A 15538-nucleotide genomic window follows, 5' to 3' on the forward strand; every position below is an offset into this window, starting at 1 on the left:
CGCATTTTATCGACGTTCAACAACGACGCAAGGATCTCTCCATGACCACCCCGCAATTGCCGTTCGAGCCGAGCCTCACCGTCTTCATGCTGGTCAAGACCTCACCCGAATGGCTGGGCTTTCCCGTGGATCGCCGGTTCGAACTGCTCGCCGAACAGTTCACCCCAATTCTGAAAAAGCACGCGGCGAACGTCGCACTGCGTTTCTTCGACGTCGAGTTCTACTCCACCCGCGTCACTGACATCTGGATGTGGGATGCCAAGGATCATCACTCCTACGAGCTGTTGGTGGAGGATCTGCGCGAGACCGCGTTTTGGGATCGCTATTTCGACATCGTCGAAATCTTGAGCGGCGTCGAAAACGCCTACGCGAAGAACTACGATCGGCCGACCATCACGGCCTGACGACATCGAGGGCAGGCTTTCGCCTGTCCTCTTTCTTCGGCCTGGTGGAGAAGCTGGTCTACTTATCGCGTGCGAACGCGGAGCGAGCTGCTCGACTACTTCGCTATTCGCTGAGCAGCTATGCACAAGACGATGCCGTGCGCAGAGTCTGCGATGACCCGGACGGCAACTGTTCTACGCGCGCAGGATGTGCGGGTGGCTGACGACCAACGATCGCGCGACGCGCGCCTCCGTATCGATACGGAGTGGACACATTCTGAGGTCGACGAACGTCGAGTCCTGTGACGAAGTCACCGAGCGATTTGAATGCCTCTGACATTCTGTCGCAGCAGCGCCGCTCGACCAAGCCATCGCCCGATCGGCCATCGGCGGCACCTCTGCAACAGGGGGCCCGATCGTGATCGGGACTTCGCCGTCATGAGTCTGGACATCTCCCTGTCGGCCGCATGCGAAGCCTCGCATGCTCACTCTCACCGCATCGCTACGGAGCCGCCGCCTGCGGCGGATCGGCTTCACCCCTCGGAAGGATGTCGGCCATCATGGTGGACTCAACATTCGTAGAGCTGTCGCGCTGGCAATTCGCCGCGACCGCGCTCTATCATTTTCTGTTCGTGCCGCTGACGCTCGGACTCTCCTGGCTCCTGGTCATCATGGAGACGGTCTACGTGATGACCGGCAAGGAGATCTACAAGGACATGACCAAGTTCTGGGGCAAGTTGTTCGGTATCAACTTTGCCCTGGGCGTAACGACCGGCCTGACCATGGAGTTCGAGTTCGGGACCAACTGGTCGTACTACTCGCACTATGTCGGCGACGTGTTCGGCGCGCCGCTGGCGATCGAAGGCCTGATGGCGTTCTTCTTGGAGTCGACCTTCATCGGCCTGTTCTTCCTCGGCTGGGATCGGCTGTCGAAGCGCAAGCATCTGGCGGTGACGTTTCTCACCGCGATCGGCTCGAACCTGTCGGCGCTGTGGATCCTGATCGCCAACGGCTGGATGCAGAACCCGGTCGGCTCAGTGTTCTCGCCGGAGACGATGCGGATGGAGATGACCAGCTTCGCCGAGGTGTTCCTCAACCCGGTGGCGCAGGTGAAGTTCGTTCACACCGTGGCGGCGGGCTACGTCACCGCGTCGGTGTTCGTGATGGGCATCTCCGCCTGGTACATCCTGAAGGGGCGGGATCTCGCGTTCGCGCGCCGCTCGTTCGCGGTCGCGGTCGGCTTCGGTCTGGCGTCGTCGCTTTCGGTGATCGTGCTCGGTGACGAGAGCGGCTACACCCTCGGTGACGTGCAGAAGGTCAAGCTCGCCGCGATCGAGGGCGAATGGCACACCGAGAAGGCGCCGGCGGCGTTCACGCTGTTCGGCTTCCCGAGCCAGACCGGTCAGGCGATCGCCGACGCGGTGAAGATCCCGGCGGTGCTCGGGCTGATCGCGACGCGGTCGATCGACAAGCCGGTCCAGGGCCTTGCCGACCTCGAACGCGAGCATCTGGCGCGGATCGAATCCGGGCGGATCGCCTATGCGGCGATGACCAAGATCCGTGCCGGTGACACCTCGCCAGAGACCCGCAAGACCTTCGACGCACACGTTAAGGACCTCGGCTTTGGTCTGTTGCTGAAGCAGTTCGTCGAAGATCCGGCGACCGCCACGCCGGAGCAGATCAAGGCCGCCGCGGCTTCGACCATCCCGACGGTGTGGCCGCTGTTCTGGGCGTTCCGCATCATGGTTGGCCTCGGCTTCGTGATGCTGTTCACCTTCGCGGCGGGCTTCTGGTTCAACGCGACCAAAAGCCTCGAAAACAAGCGCTGGTTCCTGTGGTTGACGGTGCTGATGATCCCGGCGCCCTGGCTAGCGTCGGAAGCAGGCTGGTTCGTCGCCGAATTCGGCCGGCAACCTTGGGCGATCGGCGAAGTGCTGCCGACCTTCCTGGCCACATCGAGCCTGACCTCGGGCGACCTGATCTTCTCGCTGACCGGCTTCCTCGCCTTCTACACGCTGCTGCTGGTGATCGAGCTGTTCCTGATGTTCAAGTTTGCCCGGCTCGGTCCGAGTTCGCTCGGCACCGGACGCTATCACTTCGAGACCAACGCCAAGCCCGCCGCGGCTGTGGTGTGAGCCGGAGGAGATCATCATGCTCGATTACGAAACTCTCAAATTCGTCTGGTGGATCTTCGTCGGCCTGCTGCTGATGGGCTTCGCCATCACCGACGGCATGGATATGGGCGTCGGCACCTTGCTGCCGTTCGTCGCCCGCAAGGACGTCGAACGGCGGATCGCCATCAACTCTGTCGGCCCGCATTGGGACGGCAACCAGGTCTGGTTCATCACCGCCGGCGGCGCGATCTTCGCCGCCTGGCCTGCGGTCTACGCCGCCGCGTTCTCGGGCTTCTACATGGCGATGCTGTTGGTGCTGTTCGCGCTGTTCTTCCGGCCGGTCGGCTTCGACTATCGCTCCAAGATCGAGAACCCGACCTGGCGCAACGCATGGGATTGGGGACTGTTCGCCGGCGGCACCATCCCGGCGCTGATCTTCGGCGTCGCCTTCGGCAATCTGCTGCAGGGCGTGCCGTTCCGGCTCGACGAATTGCTGCGCGCCCACTATCAGGGCTCGCTGCTGACGGCGCTGCTGCCGCTGCTCAACCCGTTCGCGCTGCTTGCCGGCGTGATCAGCCTGGCGATGCTCGCCGCCCACGGCGGGGTCTGGCTGCAGCTGCGTGCCTCCGACGCGGTTGCCGATCGCGCCCGCAAGGCGGTGCTGCTGCTGTCGCCGATCGTGGCGGCGGCGTTCGCGCTGGCCGGCGTCTGGCTGTGGCTTGGCATCGACGGCTATCGCATCGTCAAGGAAGCGGCGCACAGCGCGGCGTCGAACCCGCTCGCCAAGGAAGTGGTGCGTGCGCCCGGCGCCTGGCTCGACATCTACGCCAAGCAACCGCTGGCCATGATCGTCCCGGCGCTCGGCCTGATCGGCCCGTTGCTCACCGCCTTGCTGGCGGCGGTGCATCGGCCGGGGCTCGCCTTCGTTACCAGCGCGTTCGGGATGATCGGCATCATCGGCACCGCCGGGCTGTCGATGTTCCCGTTCATCATGCCGTCGAGCATCGATCCGCGATCGAGCCTGACGATCTGGGACGCGGCGTCGAGCGAACTGACCCTGACGGTGATGTTCTGGGCGGTGGTGATCTTCCTGCCGATCGTGCTCGGCTACACCGTGTGGTGCTACGCCAACATGTGGGGCAGGGTCACCGCCGGCGAGATCGAAGCCCGCGCCCATTCGGCCTACTGAAGGAGATCCGCCATGTGGTACTTCGCCTGGATTCTCGGCGTCACCGCCGCCGCGGCAATCGCTGTGATCAACGTGATGTGGTACGAGTTTCAGGACGGTCTGGTGGTCGCCGTGCCGACCCACGACCGGCCTGACGGCTCGCAGGTCCCCGAACGCGTCGTTTAATCATCAAGCGACCTGACCTCCGGCGAGGCCGGTGCGATCGACGCACCGGCCTCGTGTCTGTCTCGTGAATTGTAATTTCGAGGCGCCGTCACCGTGACTGCACGAACCGCCCAGTCCGCCGAGCTGCTGCGTTCGCTCCGCGCAGTGGCCGGACGCCACGCCCGCGCCGCGACGGTCGCGGCGGCGGTCTGGGGCGTGCTGGCGGTGGCGACGGCGCAACTGATCGCGATCGTGGTCGACCGGCTGGTGTTCGGTCATGCGGCGCTGGCGGCTATCGTGCCGCTGCTGGCGCTGCTCGCCGGCGTCGCATTGCTGCGTGCCGCGGCGGCGTGGCTCACCGAGCGGGCGGCGTTCGAGGCTTCCGCCAAGGTGAGGCGGCATCTGTTTCGGCGGGCGCTGGAACGGGTGTCGGCGCTCGGCCCGGTGCGGCTTGGTGAGTATCCTCCCGGCGAGCTGGTGGCGCTACTGACCGACTCGCTCGATGCCGTCGCGCCGTTGTGGCGATCGTGGCAACCGGCGATCGTGCGTGCCGCGGTGGTGCCGGTCGCGGTGCTGGCGGTGGTGACGTGGCGCGATCCTCTGGCTGCGGCGATCCTCGTCGTGGCGTTGCCGCTGCTGGTGTGGTTCTCGATCCTGGCCGGGCAGGGTGCCGAGCGGGCGAGCGGCGAGCGCTGGGCCGGGCTTGCCCGGCTCGGCGGCCATCTGCTCGATCAGATCCGCGGCCTGCCCGAACGCAAGCTCGCCGGCACCGCCGACAACGCCGTCGCCGCGGTGAAGGTCGCTGCCGAGCGCTACGGCCGCGAAACCATGGCGGTGCTACGCATCGCGTTCTTGTCGGCGCTGGTGGTCGAGTTCGTCGCGACCGCGGCGATCGCCGGCGTGGCGATCGCGGTCGGCTTCCGGCTGCTGTGGGGCGAGATGGATTTCGCCACCGGCCTGTTCGTGCTGCTGCTGGCGCCTGAGTTCTTTGCGCCGCTGCGCGACCTCGGCGCGCGCCGCCACGCCAAGCTGGAAGCGCTCACTGCGCTCGACAGGCTGGCGCCGCTGCTCGACCCGCCGCCCGCCGCCGGCCGGCCTTATGTCGTAGCGGCGCCGCCGTCGATCCGGTTCGACGAGGTGCGCGTCGTCCATGCCGACGGCCGCGTCGCGCTCGACGGCTTCAGCCTCGACATCGCCGCCGGCGAGCACGTCGCGCTGGTCGGCCCGTCCGGCGCCGGCAAGAGCACGGTGCTGGCGCTGCTGCTGCGGTTCATCGAGCCGAGCAGCGGCCGGGTGCTGATCGACGGCGTGCCGCTGTCCGAAATTGATCCCGCGTCGTGGCGGCGGGCGCTGGTGGCGATGTCGCAGACGCCGCAGTTCTTCGAGGGCTCGATCGCCGACAACGTGGTGATGGGCCGTGCGGCGACTCCGGACGATGCGGCGCTGCGCGAGGCATTGCGGGCCGCGGACGCCGCGGCGTGGGTGGACCGGCTGCCGGACGGCACCGCGACCCTGCTGGCGGAGCGCGGCGCGAACTTGTCGGGCGGCGAAGCACAGCGGTTCGCGCTGGCGCGCGCGATCTACGCCGCCGGGCCGCTGCTGCTGTTCGACGAGCCGACCGCGCATCTCGACGCCGAGGCGCAGCGCGTGGTGATGCAGGGGCTGGCGCGGCTTAGCGAAGGGCGCACCGTGCTGACGATCGCGCACCGGCGCGAGACCATCGCGGCCGCCGATCGCGTGGTGGTGATCGAGCGCGGCCGCATCGCCGCGCAGGGTACGCCGGCGCAACTCCTGGCCGGCACGCTCGATCGGTTCGAAGCGGAGCGCACCGATGCGTGACCTGATGCGTCTGATGCGGCTATGGCGCGGCTCGCTGCCGCTGCTGTTCGGTGCGCTCGCGATTTCGCTGCTCACCACCTTCGCCAATCTGGCCCTGATGGCGACGGCCGGCTGGTTCGTCACCGCGATGGCGGTCGCCGGCGCCGCCGGCGTGACCATGAACTACTTCACGCCGTCTGCGATCATCCGGTTCGCCGCGATCGTGCGCACCGGCGGACGCTGGCTCGACCGCGTCGTCAGCCACGAGGCAACCTTCGCGCTGCTGGCCTCGACCCGCGTCGCGTTGTTCGCGCGGCTGGCTGCGATCGCGCCCGGCGGTCTCGCCGATCTGCGCTCGGGCGAGGTGGCGGCGCGGCTGAAGCTCGACATTGACCGCCTGGAGATCGTGTTCCTGCGGCTGGTCGCGCCGGTGGTGGTCGCAATCTTGGTCGGCGCGGTCGTGGTCGGCGCCGTCGCCTGGTTGGGCCAGACGTCGCTCGCATGGCTGCTCGCGGCAATCCTGGCGGCCGGCGGGCTGATCGGCCCGGCGCTGGTGGTGCGCGCCACACGCAGCGCCGCCGATCGCGACGCGGTGCTGGCCGCGACGCTGCGCCGCCGTACCACCGAACATCTCGACGGGCTGGCGACGCTGCTGGTCACCGGCGACGATCGCCGCCGTATCGACGCGCTGGACGAATTGCTGGGGCGGCGGATCGCGGCCGAGCGGACGATCGCGACGCGCAGCGCGTTCGGGGCGATCGGCCTTGGTGCCGCGTCCGACGTCGCGGTGATCGCCGTGCTCGGCGTGGGTAGCTCGGCGCTCGGCAGCGCGGCGCTCAGCGGCCCCGACCTCACCTTGATCCTGCTGCTGGTGCTGGCGTCGTTCGAAGCATTCGCGCCGCTCCCAGTTGCGGCGGCGGGGCTGGGCGCGACCTTGGTGTCGCTGCGGCGGCTGTTCGCGTTGTGGGATCGCGCTGCGCTGGTGGACAAGCCGGCGCAGCCGGTGCCGCTGCCGCAAGCTTTCGACCTGGTCGCAGATCGCGTGTCGCTGACCTATCCCGGACGGACCATGCCGGCGTTGCGTGACGCCGATTTCATTCTGCCGCAGGGCACCGAACGACGGCTCGACGGCCCGAGCGGCAGCGGCAAGTCGACGTTGATCGATCTGCTGGTACGGGTTCGCGATCCCGATGCCGGCGAGATCCGGCTCGGCGGCGTGCCCGTCCGTCGTCTGGCCCTGGCCGATCTGCGATCGGCGATCGCGCTGGTGCCGCAGCAGCCGCACATCTTCGCGGCGACGATTGCCGACAATCTGCGCGCCTTCGCGCCGGATGCGAGCGACGCCGAACTGTGGGCCGCGCTCGACGGTGCCGGCTTGAAGCAGGCGGTTACGGAGATGCCCGAACAGCTCGCGACCTATGTCGGCGACGGCGGCACCAGATTGTCGGGCGGTGAGGTGCGGCGGCTGGGAATCGCGCGCGGACTGCTACGCACCGAGGCCCACATCCTGATCCTCGACGAGCCGACCGAAGGCCTCGACGAGGCGACCGCCGCAGAGGTGATGCGAGGCGTGCAACGACTCCGCGGCGAGCGCAGCCTGCTGATCGTCTCGCATCGCAACGCGTCGTCACAGGCCGGCCCAGCATCGGACATCGTTCGGTGAACGTGGGCCGCTGACGGTGTCGTCGAGAGAGGGGCTACGCCACCTCGAGAGGTTTCCTCATGGCGCAGCGCCGTGCTCTTGGGAGCCCGGCCCGCGCCTCGGCATCCAGCACGGCCTTCAGTCGGGAATCGAGATCGTCCTCACCGAGCGTGACGAAACCGAGACGTTGATAGTAGGGCTCGTTCCAGGGCACGTCTCTGAAGGTGGTCAGCGTCAGTGCAGTAGAGCCATGATCGGCGGCAAAGCGCTGCGCCGCTTCGATCAGTTTCCGGCCGATGCCGCGGCGCTGTTGATCGCGGTGGACCGCCATTTGCCAGATGTGCAGGGCGTCGGTCATCACCTGTCCGTTCAGGAACGCCCCGATGCCATAGCTTGGCAGCTCGGCGACGAAAGCGACGCCGTCGGCGATAAGAGCGCGGTGCTGTTGCTCTGATTGGACGCTGTCGTCGGCGATCCATTCCAGCCCCGGCGACTGCCGGAATAGTTCGCCGGAGCTGCGTTCGATCTCGGGCAGCGTCGGGACATCGCTGTCGCTTGCGGGTCTGATCCGTATCATCTGCGCAGTGTAGCCGGGCAGGCACCCGGATGGGAGGCCTCGGGGCGGTCTGGTGTCGAGGCGTCCTGCTTTGGCGCTTCGATCAGCGGGAAGGCGACGCGGGAGGTTTCAGTGTTGCCAGGACTGGTCGCAGATACTCCAGCAGCCTCGGCGGATTCTCCGTCATCGGGAAATGCCCGAGCTCCGGCATCTCCGTGACCGTTGCGCCGTCGATCCATCCGGCCAGCGCGTGAGCATCGGCGACGGTGGCGGAAAAATCGTAGTGGCCGATCATCAGGTGCACGGGAATGCGGCCGCCGTCGATCCGCTTCGCGATCGGCTCACCGTCGAACTCGTCGGAGTAGAAGGCGAGGTCGCCGTCGTAGACTCCGGGGGCGCCCTGCGAATAGATCCAGGCGGCGCGGCGGCGATCCTCGGCAGAGCTCGACGGACTCATCAGTCCGCGCACATAGGCGGCCGAATGCCAGCCGCCATTGACCTTGGCATGGGTGAGATACGGATTGCGCCGGCCGCGCGGCCGCAGCGGGGCTTCGAGCGCGATAACGGCTTTGACCAGATCCGGCCGCTCGGCGGCGAGGGCGAGCGCGATGCCCGCCCCCATCGAGCAGCCGATCACCACCACCGGTTCGCCGACCGTCTGCTCGATGAAACTGATGCACCAGTCGAGATAGGTCGCCTGATCGAGGCTGTAGCTGCCGCCGTCCCAGTCGAGCGGCGGCAGGGAGCGGCCGTGATGCGGCATGTCGAAGCCGATCAGGCGCCAGTGGCGCCCGAGATGGGGATCGCACATCACGCCGTGAAACTGCCGGGCGTCGGCACCAGCCGTATGCAGGCACAGGATCGGCGCGCCCTGGCCGGCGGCTTCCGCATAGATGTCGCAGACGCCGCTGCTGGCGCTACGCACGCGATGATAACGTCCGCTGAGACGCGTGAGATCGGGCTCGCTGTGCGCCGGTTCGGCAATCGTCAGATGGGCGAAGATCGCTTCAAGAAATGCGCGCGCCTGGGCGATCACCAGCGCGTCTCCGGTGACGACGAAGTTCGGGTTGCGCAACTGGATGGACGAGAACGAGTGATAGGTCGGTAGCGGGCAGGGCGCCAGCGCCTCCCGCCATTCGTTCTCGGCGGCTGAAAGCGTAATGTCGATCCCGCCGGGCGTCGCAGCGATCATCGGTCCGTCGGCCGAGCAGACGATGCCGACGGCCTGCTGCCCGGCGACGAATGCGACCGTGACGTCGAGCCCGCGCGCCAGCGACCGGGCTTCCGGGGCGGCGACTGCCTGCGTCAGCCGATCGCGGAGCTGATCGATCAGCGCCATCTGCAGCACTTGCTCAGCGTTTGGCGGTCAGATAGCGGCCGATTTCCACATGGTCGGCGCCTGGCCCGAGCGCCTGCATTGCGGCGCTCCACAGCGCGGTCACCTGGTCCGCGAGCGGGGCGCTGACGCCGATGTCGTGGGCGAGTTCGTCGGCGGTGCCGATATCCTTTGCCATCAGCGCCAGCGAGAACCCCGAGGTGTACTTCTCCGGGATCACGAATTGCTTGAGCTTGTTCTCGGTCGAGTTGTTGCGTCCGGTCGAGGCGTTCAGCACGTCGACCAGGACCTCGGGCTCGATGCCGAAGCGGCCGCCGATCGCCAGCGCTTCCACCGCGGCGGCGAGGCCGGCGGCCGAGACGTAGTTGTTGAGCGCCTTGGCGGCGTGGCCGGAGCCGAGCGGGCCGGTGCGGAAGATCGACTTGCCCATGGCCTTGAGGACCGGCTCGGCGCGATCGATCGTGGCGCCATCGCCGCCGGCCATGATCGCCAGCGTGCCGTCGACGGCACGCTTGACGCCGCCTGACACCGGGGCGTCGATGAAGCCGAAGCCGGCAGCGATCAGCTCCTCGCCGAGCGCGCGCGTGCCGATCGGTGCCGACGAGCTCATGTCGATCACTACGGCGCCGGGGGCCAGATGGGCTTTGACGCCCTCGATCGCGCTCCGCACGATCTTGCCGTCACCCAGCAGCGTGACGACGGCGGCCGCGCCGGCGACCGCGTCAGACGCAGTCGAGGCCGCAGTACCGCCCGCCTCAGCGTAGGCGGAGCGCGCCTCGGCGGAGATGTCGAAGCCGACGACGTGATACCCGGCGCGGGCCAGGCAGGCCGACATCGGACGTCCCATGTTCCCGAGGCCGATCACGGCAATGCGTGCGGGCGGAGTGATGGCGGCTGATTGCGACACTGGCGTTCCTCTCCATCGTGTTTTGTTTTTGAAGGTCGTGCTGAGCCGTGGCGCTGTCGCTCAGGGCTCGCCGCGGCGGAGCGCCTCGAGCGCGATCGCAGCGGCGTTGTTGATGTGCTCCACGCAGGCCCGTTCGGCGCCGTCTTCGTCGCCGTTTTCGATCGCGTCGAGGATGGTGCCGATCTCGAGCAGGCTGCGGCCGATCCGGTTCGGCTGCGTCATCGAGGTCATCCGCAGCACCGTCACGCGGTTCAGCAGCATCTTGAGAAAGCGTTCGACGAAGACGTTGCCGCAGCCTTCCAGCAGAGCGGCGTAGAATTCGGTCTTGGCCGCGAGGAGCTCGCTGCGATCATCGTTGCCGGCGACCGCGCTCATGCGTTCGTACTGCGTTCGCAGCCGACCGATGATCGCCGGATCGCGGCGTTTGGCGCATTCACGGCCAGCGAAACCTTCGAGCAGAGCCCGCAGATCGTAGAGCTGGGCGGCTTCGTCGGCCGTGATCGTGCTGACGATCGGGCCGCGGTGCGGGATGGTGGTGACCAGCCCTTCGGCCTCGAGCTGACGCAGCGCCTCACGGATCGACGTCCGGCCGACGCCGGTCTGTTCGCACAGCTCGCGCTCAATCAGCCGCTGTCCTGGCTTGAACACGCCGCTGCCGATCGCCGAGCGCAGGCGGTTCTCCACCAGCAGGCGAAGACTGGTGGCTTCACGCGAGACGTTGAGGTTCGAGTCGGTCTTGGGCATGCGGCGATCTGGCCGATTGTCAGACAATCTGTCAAGCAGCTTGACGGATGGTCTGATTTGTGGCGACCTCGGACCCAATCAAAACAGACCTATTGGTCACCGGGAGGAAGAAACCATGTCGAAGATGTCGCCCCGCGCGGGGCTGAGCCGTCGTACATTGCTCGCCGGCACAGCGTCGCTGCTCGCCAGTCCGATGATCGGAGGTTCGGCTCGCGCCGACGCGAAAGCGGTCAACATCGGCGTGATCATGCCGCTCTCGGGTGCCAATGCGCAGTTCGGTATCAACTCCCGCAACGGCATCGAACTCGTCGCCGACGAGATCAACGCGGCCGGCGGCATCAAGGCGCTGGGCGGCGCCAAGATCAACCTGATCGTCGCCGACGCGACCTCGACCCCCACCACGGCCGGCACCGTGGCGCAGCGGCTGATCTCGCAGAACGAAGTCACCGGCATCCTCGGCGCTTTCGCGTCGTCGCTGACCATCGCGATCTCGGAAGTGACCGAACGCCGCGACATTCCGCTGTTGACGATGTCGTTCGCCGACCAGATCACCGGGCGCGGCTTCAAGAACATCTTCCAGGTCGTCGCCAAGGCGTCGACGCTCGGCAAGGCGCAGCTCGACTACACGCTGGCGATCGCCCAGGCGGCCGGCGCCAAGATCGACAAGATCGCGATCATGTACGAGGACACTGCCTACGGCACCGCGCAGGCGAACGGCTTGCGCGCCGCCGCGAAGGCCGCCAATGTCGAAGTCGCGATGGACGACGCCTATCCGCTCGGCATCACCGACACCACGCCGCTGATCAACAAGCTGCGCGCGTCCGGCGCCCAGGCGGTGTTCCCGGTGTCCTATCTCAACGACAGCCTGCTGATCATCCGCACCATGCGGCAGCAGCGCATCACCATGCCGGCGATCGGCGGCGCGGCCGGCTATGTGATTCCGGATTTCGAGAAGGGTCTCGGCGAATTCGCCGAAGGCGTGCTGTCGATCGCGCCGGCGAACTACGATCTGGCGCCGGATCTGACCGAGCGCTTCCGCAAGCGCTTCGGTTACTTCATGGTTCACGAAGCGCTCGAACACGCGGTCGCGCTCGACGTGCTGGTGCAGGCGATCGAGAAGGCCAAGTCGGCCAAGGCCGAGGACGTCGCCGCCGCGCTGCGCGGCGCCAAGTTCACCGGCGGCTGGACCAAGGCGATGACCGGCGGCGCCGTGCAGTTCGACTCGACCGGCCTCAACGTGCTGTCGGTGCCGGTGATGGTGCAGTGGCGCAACAAAGAACTGGTGACGGTCTGGCCCAAGGACGTCGCCAAGGGCACCGCCGAGTGGAAGACCTGAGCGAAGCCTGACGTGTCCTTCGTTCAAGCTATCATTGACGGCCTGCTGGTCGGCGGCGTCTACGCCGTGATCTCGATCGGGCTCACTCTCGTCTACGGCGTGATGGGTATCGTGAATTTCGCGCAGGCGGAATTCCTGATGATCGGCATGTTCGTGTCGTGGTTCGCCTGGGCCTATCTCGGGCTCGATCCGGTTCTCGCGGCGCCGCTGTCCTTCGCGGTGGCGTTCGCGATCGGCTGGGTGGTGCAGGGGCAGCTGATCTCACGGGTGCTGAAGGCGCCGTCGGTGGCGCAGATCTTCCTCACGGTCGGCCTCCTGATCGTGCTGGAGAACGGCGCGCTGCTCACCTTCGGCTCCCAGTTCCGCTCGGTGGTGACGAGCTATCAGACGATGTCGCTGTCGCTCGGCGCGCTGTTCGTCAGCGTGCCTTATCTGATCGCGTTCGCGATGTCGCTGGCCTGCGGCGTGGCGCTGTGGTGGTTCATGCGCACGAGCTGGTTCGGCCGGGCGATGCGCGCCACCGCGCAGAACCCGATGGCGGCGCAGCTGATGGGGATCGATACCGCGCTGATGTACAAGATGGCGTTCGCGCTCGGCGTCGGGCTCACCGCGTTCGGCGGCGCCGTGATCCTGCCTTATGTGGCGGTGTTTCCCGGCGTCGGCGGACAGTTCGTGGTGCTGATGTTCACCGTCGTCGTGCTCGGCGGCCTCGGCAGCGTCGCCGGTGCGGTGGTCGGCGGGCTCGCGGTCGGTGTGATCCAGGCGCTGTCGGCCCTGGTGTTTCCGATCCAGCTGCAAAACCTGGTGTTGTTCATCGTCTTCATTCTGGTGTTGGCCGTGCGCCCGCAAGGCCTGGTCGGAGCACGGCGATGAGAAAATGGCTCGCTCTCGCCGCGGTGATCGCGGTCGCGGCTGTGCTGCCGCTGCTGCTCAGCCCGACCGGCTATTGGATCCGCGTACTCACCTTCACGCTGCTGTTCGCCGCCATGGCGCAGGCGTGGAATCTGATCGGCGGCCTCGCCAATCAGACATCGCTCGGCCACGCGGCGTTCTTCGGCATCGGCGCCTACACCTCGACCATCCTGCTGCTGAAATTCGGCATCACCCCGTGGCTCGGCATGTTCGCGGCCGGGGCGCTCGGCGGTCTCGCGGCTTTAGTGATCGCGATCCCGACGCTGCGGCTGCAGGGACACTACTTCGCGCTGGCGACGCTGGCGTTCGGCGAAGTCATGCGGGTGATCGCCAATGTCTGGACGCCGCTCACCGGCGGGCCCGGCGGGCTATCGGTGCCGTTCACGCCGCCGAGCTTTGCCGCATACTCGTTCAAGCAGCTCTTGCCCCATGCCTATATCGCGCTGGTCGCGCTGATCATTGTGACCGCGATCTTCGAGATCATTCGGCGTGGCGCGATGGGGTACCGGCTGCGGGCGATCCGCGAAAATCCAGCCGCCGCCGAAGTGATCGGCATCGACACCACCAAGGTCAAGCTGCAGACCGCGGTGATCTCCGGCGTGCTGATGGCGATGCTCGGGACGCTCTACGCCCAGGTCGCGGTGTTCTTCGATCCCGACACCGTGTTCAGCGCCGCGGCGATCTCGATCCGCGTCGCGCTGATCGCGATCCTCGGCGGCGTCGGCACCGCCGCAGGTCCGATTCTCGGTGCGCTGTTCATCATTCCGATCGAGGAACTGATGAACGACCTGTTCTCGGCTCGCGCGGCCGGTCTGTCACAGCTGATTTTCGGCGCCATCCTGATCGCGGTGATCCTGTGGAAGCCGCGTGGCTTCATCACGCTGTGGGACGCGCTGCGTGCCCGTTTCGTCCGCGGGGAGACACGCCCATGACGATCCTCAATGTGCGCGGCCTGTCCAAGCGGTTCGGCGGCCTGCAGGCGTTGTCGGATGTGACCTTCGCGGTGCCGCAGGGGCAGATCGTCGGTTTGATCGGCCCCAACGGCGCCGGCAAGACGACGTTCTTCAGCACGCTGGTCGGACTGATCCGCCCCGATAGCGGAACGATCAAGCTCGGCGACGCCAGCCTGGTCGGGATGAAGCCGCACAAGGTGGCGGCGCTCGGCATGACCAAGACGTTCCAGAACGTCGCGCTGTTCGCCGAAAGCTCGGTGCTCGACAACGTGCTCACCGCCGGCTTGCTGCGCCACGACGTCACCACCGCGCGCGAGCAGGCGCTGATCTGCCTCGACCGTGTCGGGCTGCGATCGGTCGCGCACAAGCTCGCCGGCGAGCTGTCGTTTCCCGAGCGGGCGCGTGTCGAACTGGCGCGTGCGTTGTGTACCGGCCCGAAGGTGCTGCTGCTCGACGAGGTGATGGCGGCGCTCAATCCGGTCGAAATGCAGGAGATCATGGATCTGATCCGCTCGCTGCGCGACGACGGCCTGACGCTGCTGGTGGTCGAACATCACATGCGCGCCATCATGACGATCTGCGATCGCATCTTGGTGCTGAATTTCGGCAAGCTGCTGGCCGACGGCACAGCCCAGCAGGTCGCCAACGATCCGGTGGTGATCGAGGCTTATCTCGGCCGCTCGATGGAGGCGCATACATGAGCGAGGCTGTGCCGCTACTCGAGATCAAAGGGCTTCGCGCCGGCTATGGCGAAGTCGAGGTGCTGCACGGCATCGACCTCGAAATCCGCGACGGCGAGTTCGTCTGCATCATCGGCGCCAACACCGCCGGCAAGAGCACGATCCTGCGCGCGATCTCGCGCCTGGTGCCGCGTGTCTCCGGCTCGATGCGCTTTGCGGGCGCCGATCTGTCGAGCCGCGCGGCGCACGAGGTGCCGGCCCTCGGCATTGCGCATGTGCCGGAGGGGCGTCACGTCTTCCCGGACATGAGCGTCGAAGACAATCTGATGCTCGGCGCGTTCACGGCGCGCAAGGCCTCGGATCTGCCGCAGCGGATGCAGCGCATCTTCGAGCTGTTTCCGCGGCTGCTGGAGCGGCGCAGTCAGCTCGCCGGCACGCTGTCCGGCGGCGAGCAGCAAATGGTCGCTGTCGGCCGCGCGCTGATGCTGCGGCCCAAGCTGTTGCTGCTCGACGAGCCGAGTCATGGGCTTGCGCCGAAGGTCGTCGAGGAGATGCACGATGCCTTCGTCAAAATCCACAGCGGCGGAACCTCGATCCTGTTGGTCGAGCAGAATGTCGGCCTGGCACTCGACGTGGCGACGCGCGGCTACGTCCTGGAGAGCGGCCGGATCGCACTGCAGGGCTCCTCCGCCGACTTGAGCCAAAATCCCGCCGTCCGCTCGGCCTATCTGGGTATATGAGCGGTCGTAACGGACCTGATTTCGATTCGAACCAACTGAAAATTAAAGGACGACACCTGTGAGCTACGACCAGAAGATCACCCT

General features: G+C 66.9%; 15 protein-coding genes. 11 read left to right on the plus strand and 4 right to left on the minus strand.

The window, feature by feature from the left end:
* Window positions 1–41: 41 nt before the first annotated feature.
* The 6 genes from DNX69_RS11410 (at window position 42) to cydC (ending at window position 7311) form a co-directional block, all read left to right on the plus strand.
* Window positions 42–404: a darcynin family protein gene (locus DNX69_RS11410; RefSeq protein WP_110786124.1), complete on the plus strand. Its 363-nt coding sequence runs from the start codon at window positions 42–44 to the stop codon at window positions 402–404.
* 539 nt (window positions 405–943) lie between these two features.
* Window positions 944–2518 (plus strand): cytochrome ubiquinol oxidase subunit I, encoded by a 1575-nt coding sequence (locus DNX69_RS11415; protein WP_110786279.1) that lies wholly within the window; start codon window positions 944–946, stop codon window positions 2516–2518.
* A 16-nt stretch (window positions 2519–2534) separates the two neighbouring features.
* Window positions 2535–3686 (plus strand): cytochrome d ubiquinol oxidase subunit II, encoded by a 1152-nt coding sequence (cydB, locus tag DNX69_RS11420; RefSeq protein WP_110786125.1) that lies wholly within the window; start codon window positions 2535–2537, stop codon window positions 3684–3686.
* A gap of 12 nt (window positions 3687–3698) precedes the next feature.
* Window positions 3699–3851, plus strand: coding sequence for a cytochrome bd-I oxidase subunit CydX (cydX, locus tag DNX69_RS11425; RefSeq protein WP_110786126.1), 153 nt, complete (start codon window positions 3699–3701; stop codon window positions 3849–3851).
* Between the two features lie 93 nt (window positions 3852–3944).
* On the plus strand, window positions 3945–5669 hold the full coding sequence (cydD, locus tag DNX69_RS11430; protein ID WP_110786127.1) for a thiol reductant ABC exporter subunit CydD: 1725 nt from the start codon (window positions 3945–3947) through the stop codon (window positions 5667–5669).
* Window positions 5662–7311 (plus strand): thiol reductant ABC exporter subunit CydC, encoded by a 1650-nt coding sequence (gene cydC / locus DNX69_RS11435; protein ID WP_110786128.1) that lies wholly within the window; start codon window positions 5662–5664, stop codon window positions 7309–7311. The genes cydD and cydC overlap by 8 nt, the downstream gene beginning before the upstream one ends.
* A gap of 34 nt (window positions 7312–7345) precedes the next feature.
* On the opposite strand, the gene DNX69_RS26840 is transcribed toward cydC, so the two are convergent.
* From DNX69_RS26840 to DNX69_RS11455, 4 genes are all read right to left on the minus strand, one after another.
* Window positions 7346–7867, minus strand: coding sequence for a GNAT family N-acetyltransferase (locus DNX69_RS26840; RefSeq protein ID WP_110786129.1), 522 nt, complete (start codon window positions 7865–7867; stop codon window positions 7346–7348).
* Window positions 7868–7949: 82 nt separating this feature from the next.
* The gene (locus DNX69_RS11445; protein ID WP_110786280.1) at window positions 7950–9185 is read right to left on the minus strand and encodes an alpha/beta fold hydrolase; all 1236 of its coding nucleotides are present in this window, start codon (window positions 9183–9185) and stop codon (window positions 7950–7952) included.
* 13 nt (window positions 9186–9198) lie between these two features.
* On the minus strand, window positions 9199–10089 hold the full coding sequence (locus tag DNX69_RS11450; RefSeq protein ID WP_110786130.1) for an NAD(P)-dependent oxidoreductase: 891 nt from the start codon (window positions 10087–10089) through the stop codon (window positions 9199–9201).
* 60 nt (window positions 10090–10149) lie between these two features.
* Complete coding sequence (locus tag DNX69_RS11455; RefSeq protein WP_110786131.1) at window positions 10150–10833, minus strand: GntR family transcriptional regulator; 684 nt, start codon at window positions 10831–10833, stop codon at window positions 10150–10152.
* A gap of 115 nt (window positions 10834–10948) precedes the next feature.
* Between DNX69_RS11455 and DNX69_RS11460 the strand changes: the two genes are divergently transcribed.
* Genes DNX69_RS11460 through DNX69_RS11480 form a run of 5 tightly spaced genes read left to right on the plus strand, consistent with a single transcriptional unit; the run spans window position 10949 to window position 15454 of the window.
* Window positions 10949–12169 (plus strand): ABC transporter substrate-binding protein, encoded by a 1221-nt coding sequence (locus DNX69_RS11460; protein ID WP_234826932.1) that lies wholly within the window; start codon window positions 10949–10951, stop codon window positions 12167–12169.
* A 12-nt stretch (window positions 12170–12181) separates the two neighbouring features.
* Window positions 12182–13042, plus strand: a complete 861-nt coding sequence (locus DNX69_RS11465) for a branched-chain amino acid ABC transporter permease (RefSeq protein WP_110786132.1) — start codon at window positions 12182–12184, stop codon at window positions 13040–13042.
* Window positions 13039–14013, plus strand: coding sequence for a branched-chain amino acid ABC transporter permease (locus DNX69_RS11470; protein WP_110786133.1), 975 nt, complete (start codon window positions 13039–13041; stop codon window positions 14011–14013). Before DNX69_RS11465 ends, DNX69_RS11470 begins: the two co-directional genes overlap by 4 nt.
* Window positions 14010–14735, plus strand: a complete 726-nt coding sequence (locus DNX69_RS11475) for an ABC transporter ATP-binding protein (protein ID WP_110786134.1) — start codon at window positions 14010–14012, stop codon at window positions 14733–14735. The genes DNX69_RS11470 and DNX69_RS11475 overlap by 4 nt, the downstream gene beginning before the upstream one ends.
* Window positions 14732–15454: an ABC transporter ATP-binding protein gene (locus DNX69_RS11480; protein WP_165825238.1), complete on the plus strand. Its 723-nt coding sequence runs from the start codon at window positions 14732–14734 to the stop codon at window positions 15452–15454. Before DNX69_RS11475 ends, DNX69_RS11480 begins: the two co-directional genes overlap by 4 nt.
* The last annotated feature ends 84 nt before the right edge of the window (window positions 15455–15538 follow it).

Source organism: Rhodopseudomonas palustris (assembly GCF_003226555.1).
GTDB classification, from domain to species: Bacteria; Pseudomonadota; Alphaproteobacteria; order Rhizobiales; family Xanthobacteraceae; genus Rhodopseudomonas; species Rhodopseudomonas palustris_I.

Excerpts from the sequence above, each read along its gene's own strand:
- DNX69_RS11410 (WP_110786124.1), top strand. The coding sequence starts at position 42 with ATGACCACCCCGCAATTGCCGTTCGAGCCGAGCCTCACCGTCTTCATG.
- DNX69_RS11415 (WP_110786279.1), top strand. The coding sequence starts at position 944 with ATGGTGGACTCAACATTCGTAGAGCTGTCGCGCTGGCAATTCGCCGCG.
- cydB (WP_110786125.1), top strand. The coding sequence starts at position 2,535 with ATGCTCGATTACGAAACTCTCAAATTCGTCTGGTGGATCTTCGTCGGC.
- cydX (WP_110786126.1), top strand. The coding sequence starts at position 3,699 with ATGTGGTACTTCGCCTGGATTCTCGGCGTCACCGCCGCCGCGGCAATC.
- cydC (WP_110786128.1), top strand. The coding sequence starts at position 5,662 with ATGCGTGACCTGATGCGTCTGATGCGGCTATGGCGCGGCTCGCTGCCG.
- DNX69_RS26840 (WP_110786129.1), bottom strand. The coding sequence starts at position 7,867 with ATGATACGGATCAGACCCGCAAGCGACAGCGATGTCCCGACGCTGCCC.
- DNX69_RS11445 (WP_110786280.1), bottom strand. The coding sequence starts at position 9,185 with ATGGCGCTGATCGATCAGCTCCGCGATCGGCTGACGCAGGCAGTCGCC.
- DNX69_RS11455 (WP_110786131.1), bottom strand. The coding sequence starts at position 10,833 with ATGCCCAAGACCGACTCGAACCTCAACGTCTCGCGTGAAGCCACCAGT.
- DNX69_RS11460 (WP_234826932.1), top strand. The coding sequence starts at position 10,949 with ATGTCGAAGATGTCGCCCCGCGCGGGGCTGAGCCGTCGTACATTGCTC.
- DNX69_RS11470 (WP_110786133.1), top strand. The coding sequence starts at position 13,039 with ATGAGAAAATGGCTCGCTCTCGCCGCGGTGATCGCGGTCGCGGCTGTG.
- DNX69_RS11475 (WP_110786134.1), top strand. The coding sequence starts at position 14,010 with ATGACGATCCTCAATGTGCGCGGCCTGTCCAAGCGGTTCGGCGGCCTG.
- DNX69_RS11480 (WP_165825238.1), top strand. The coding sequence starts at position 14,732 with ATGAGCGAGGCTGTGCCGCTACTCGAGATCAAAGGGCTTCGCGCCGGC.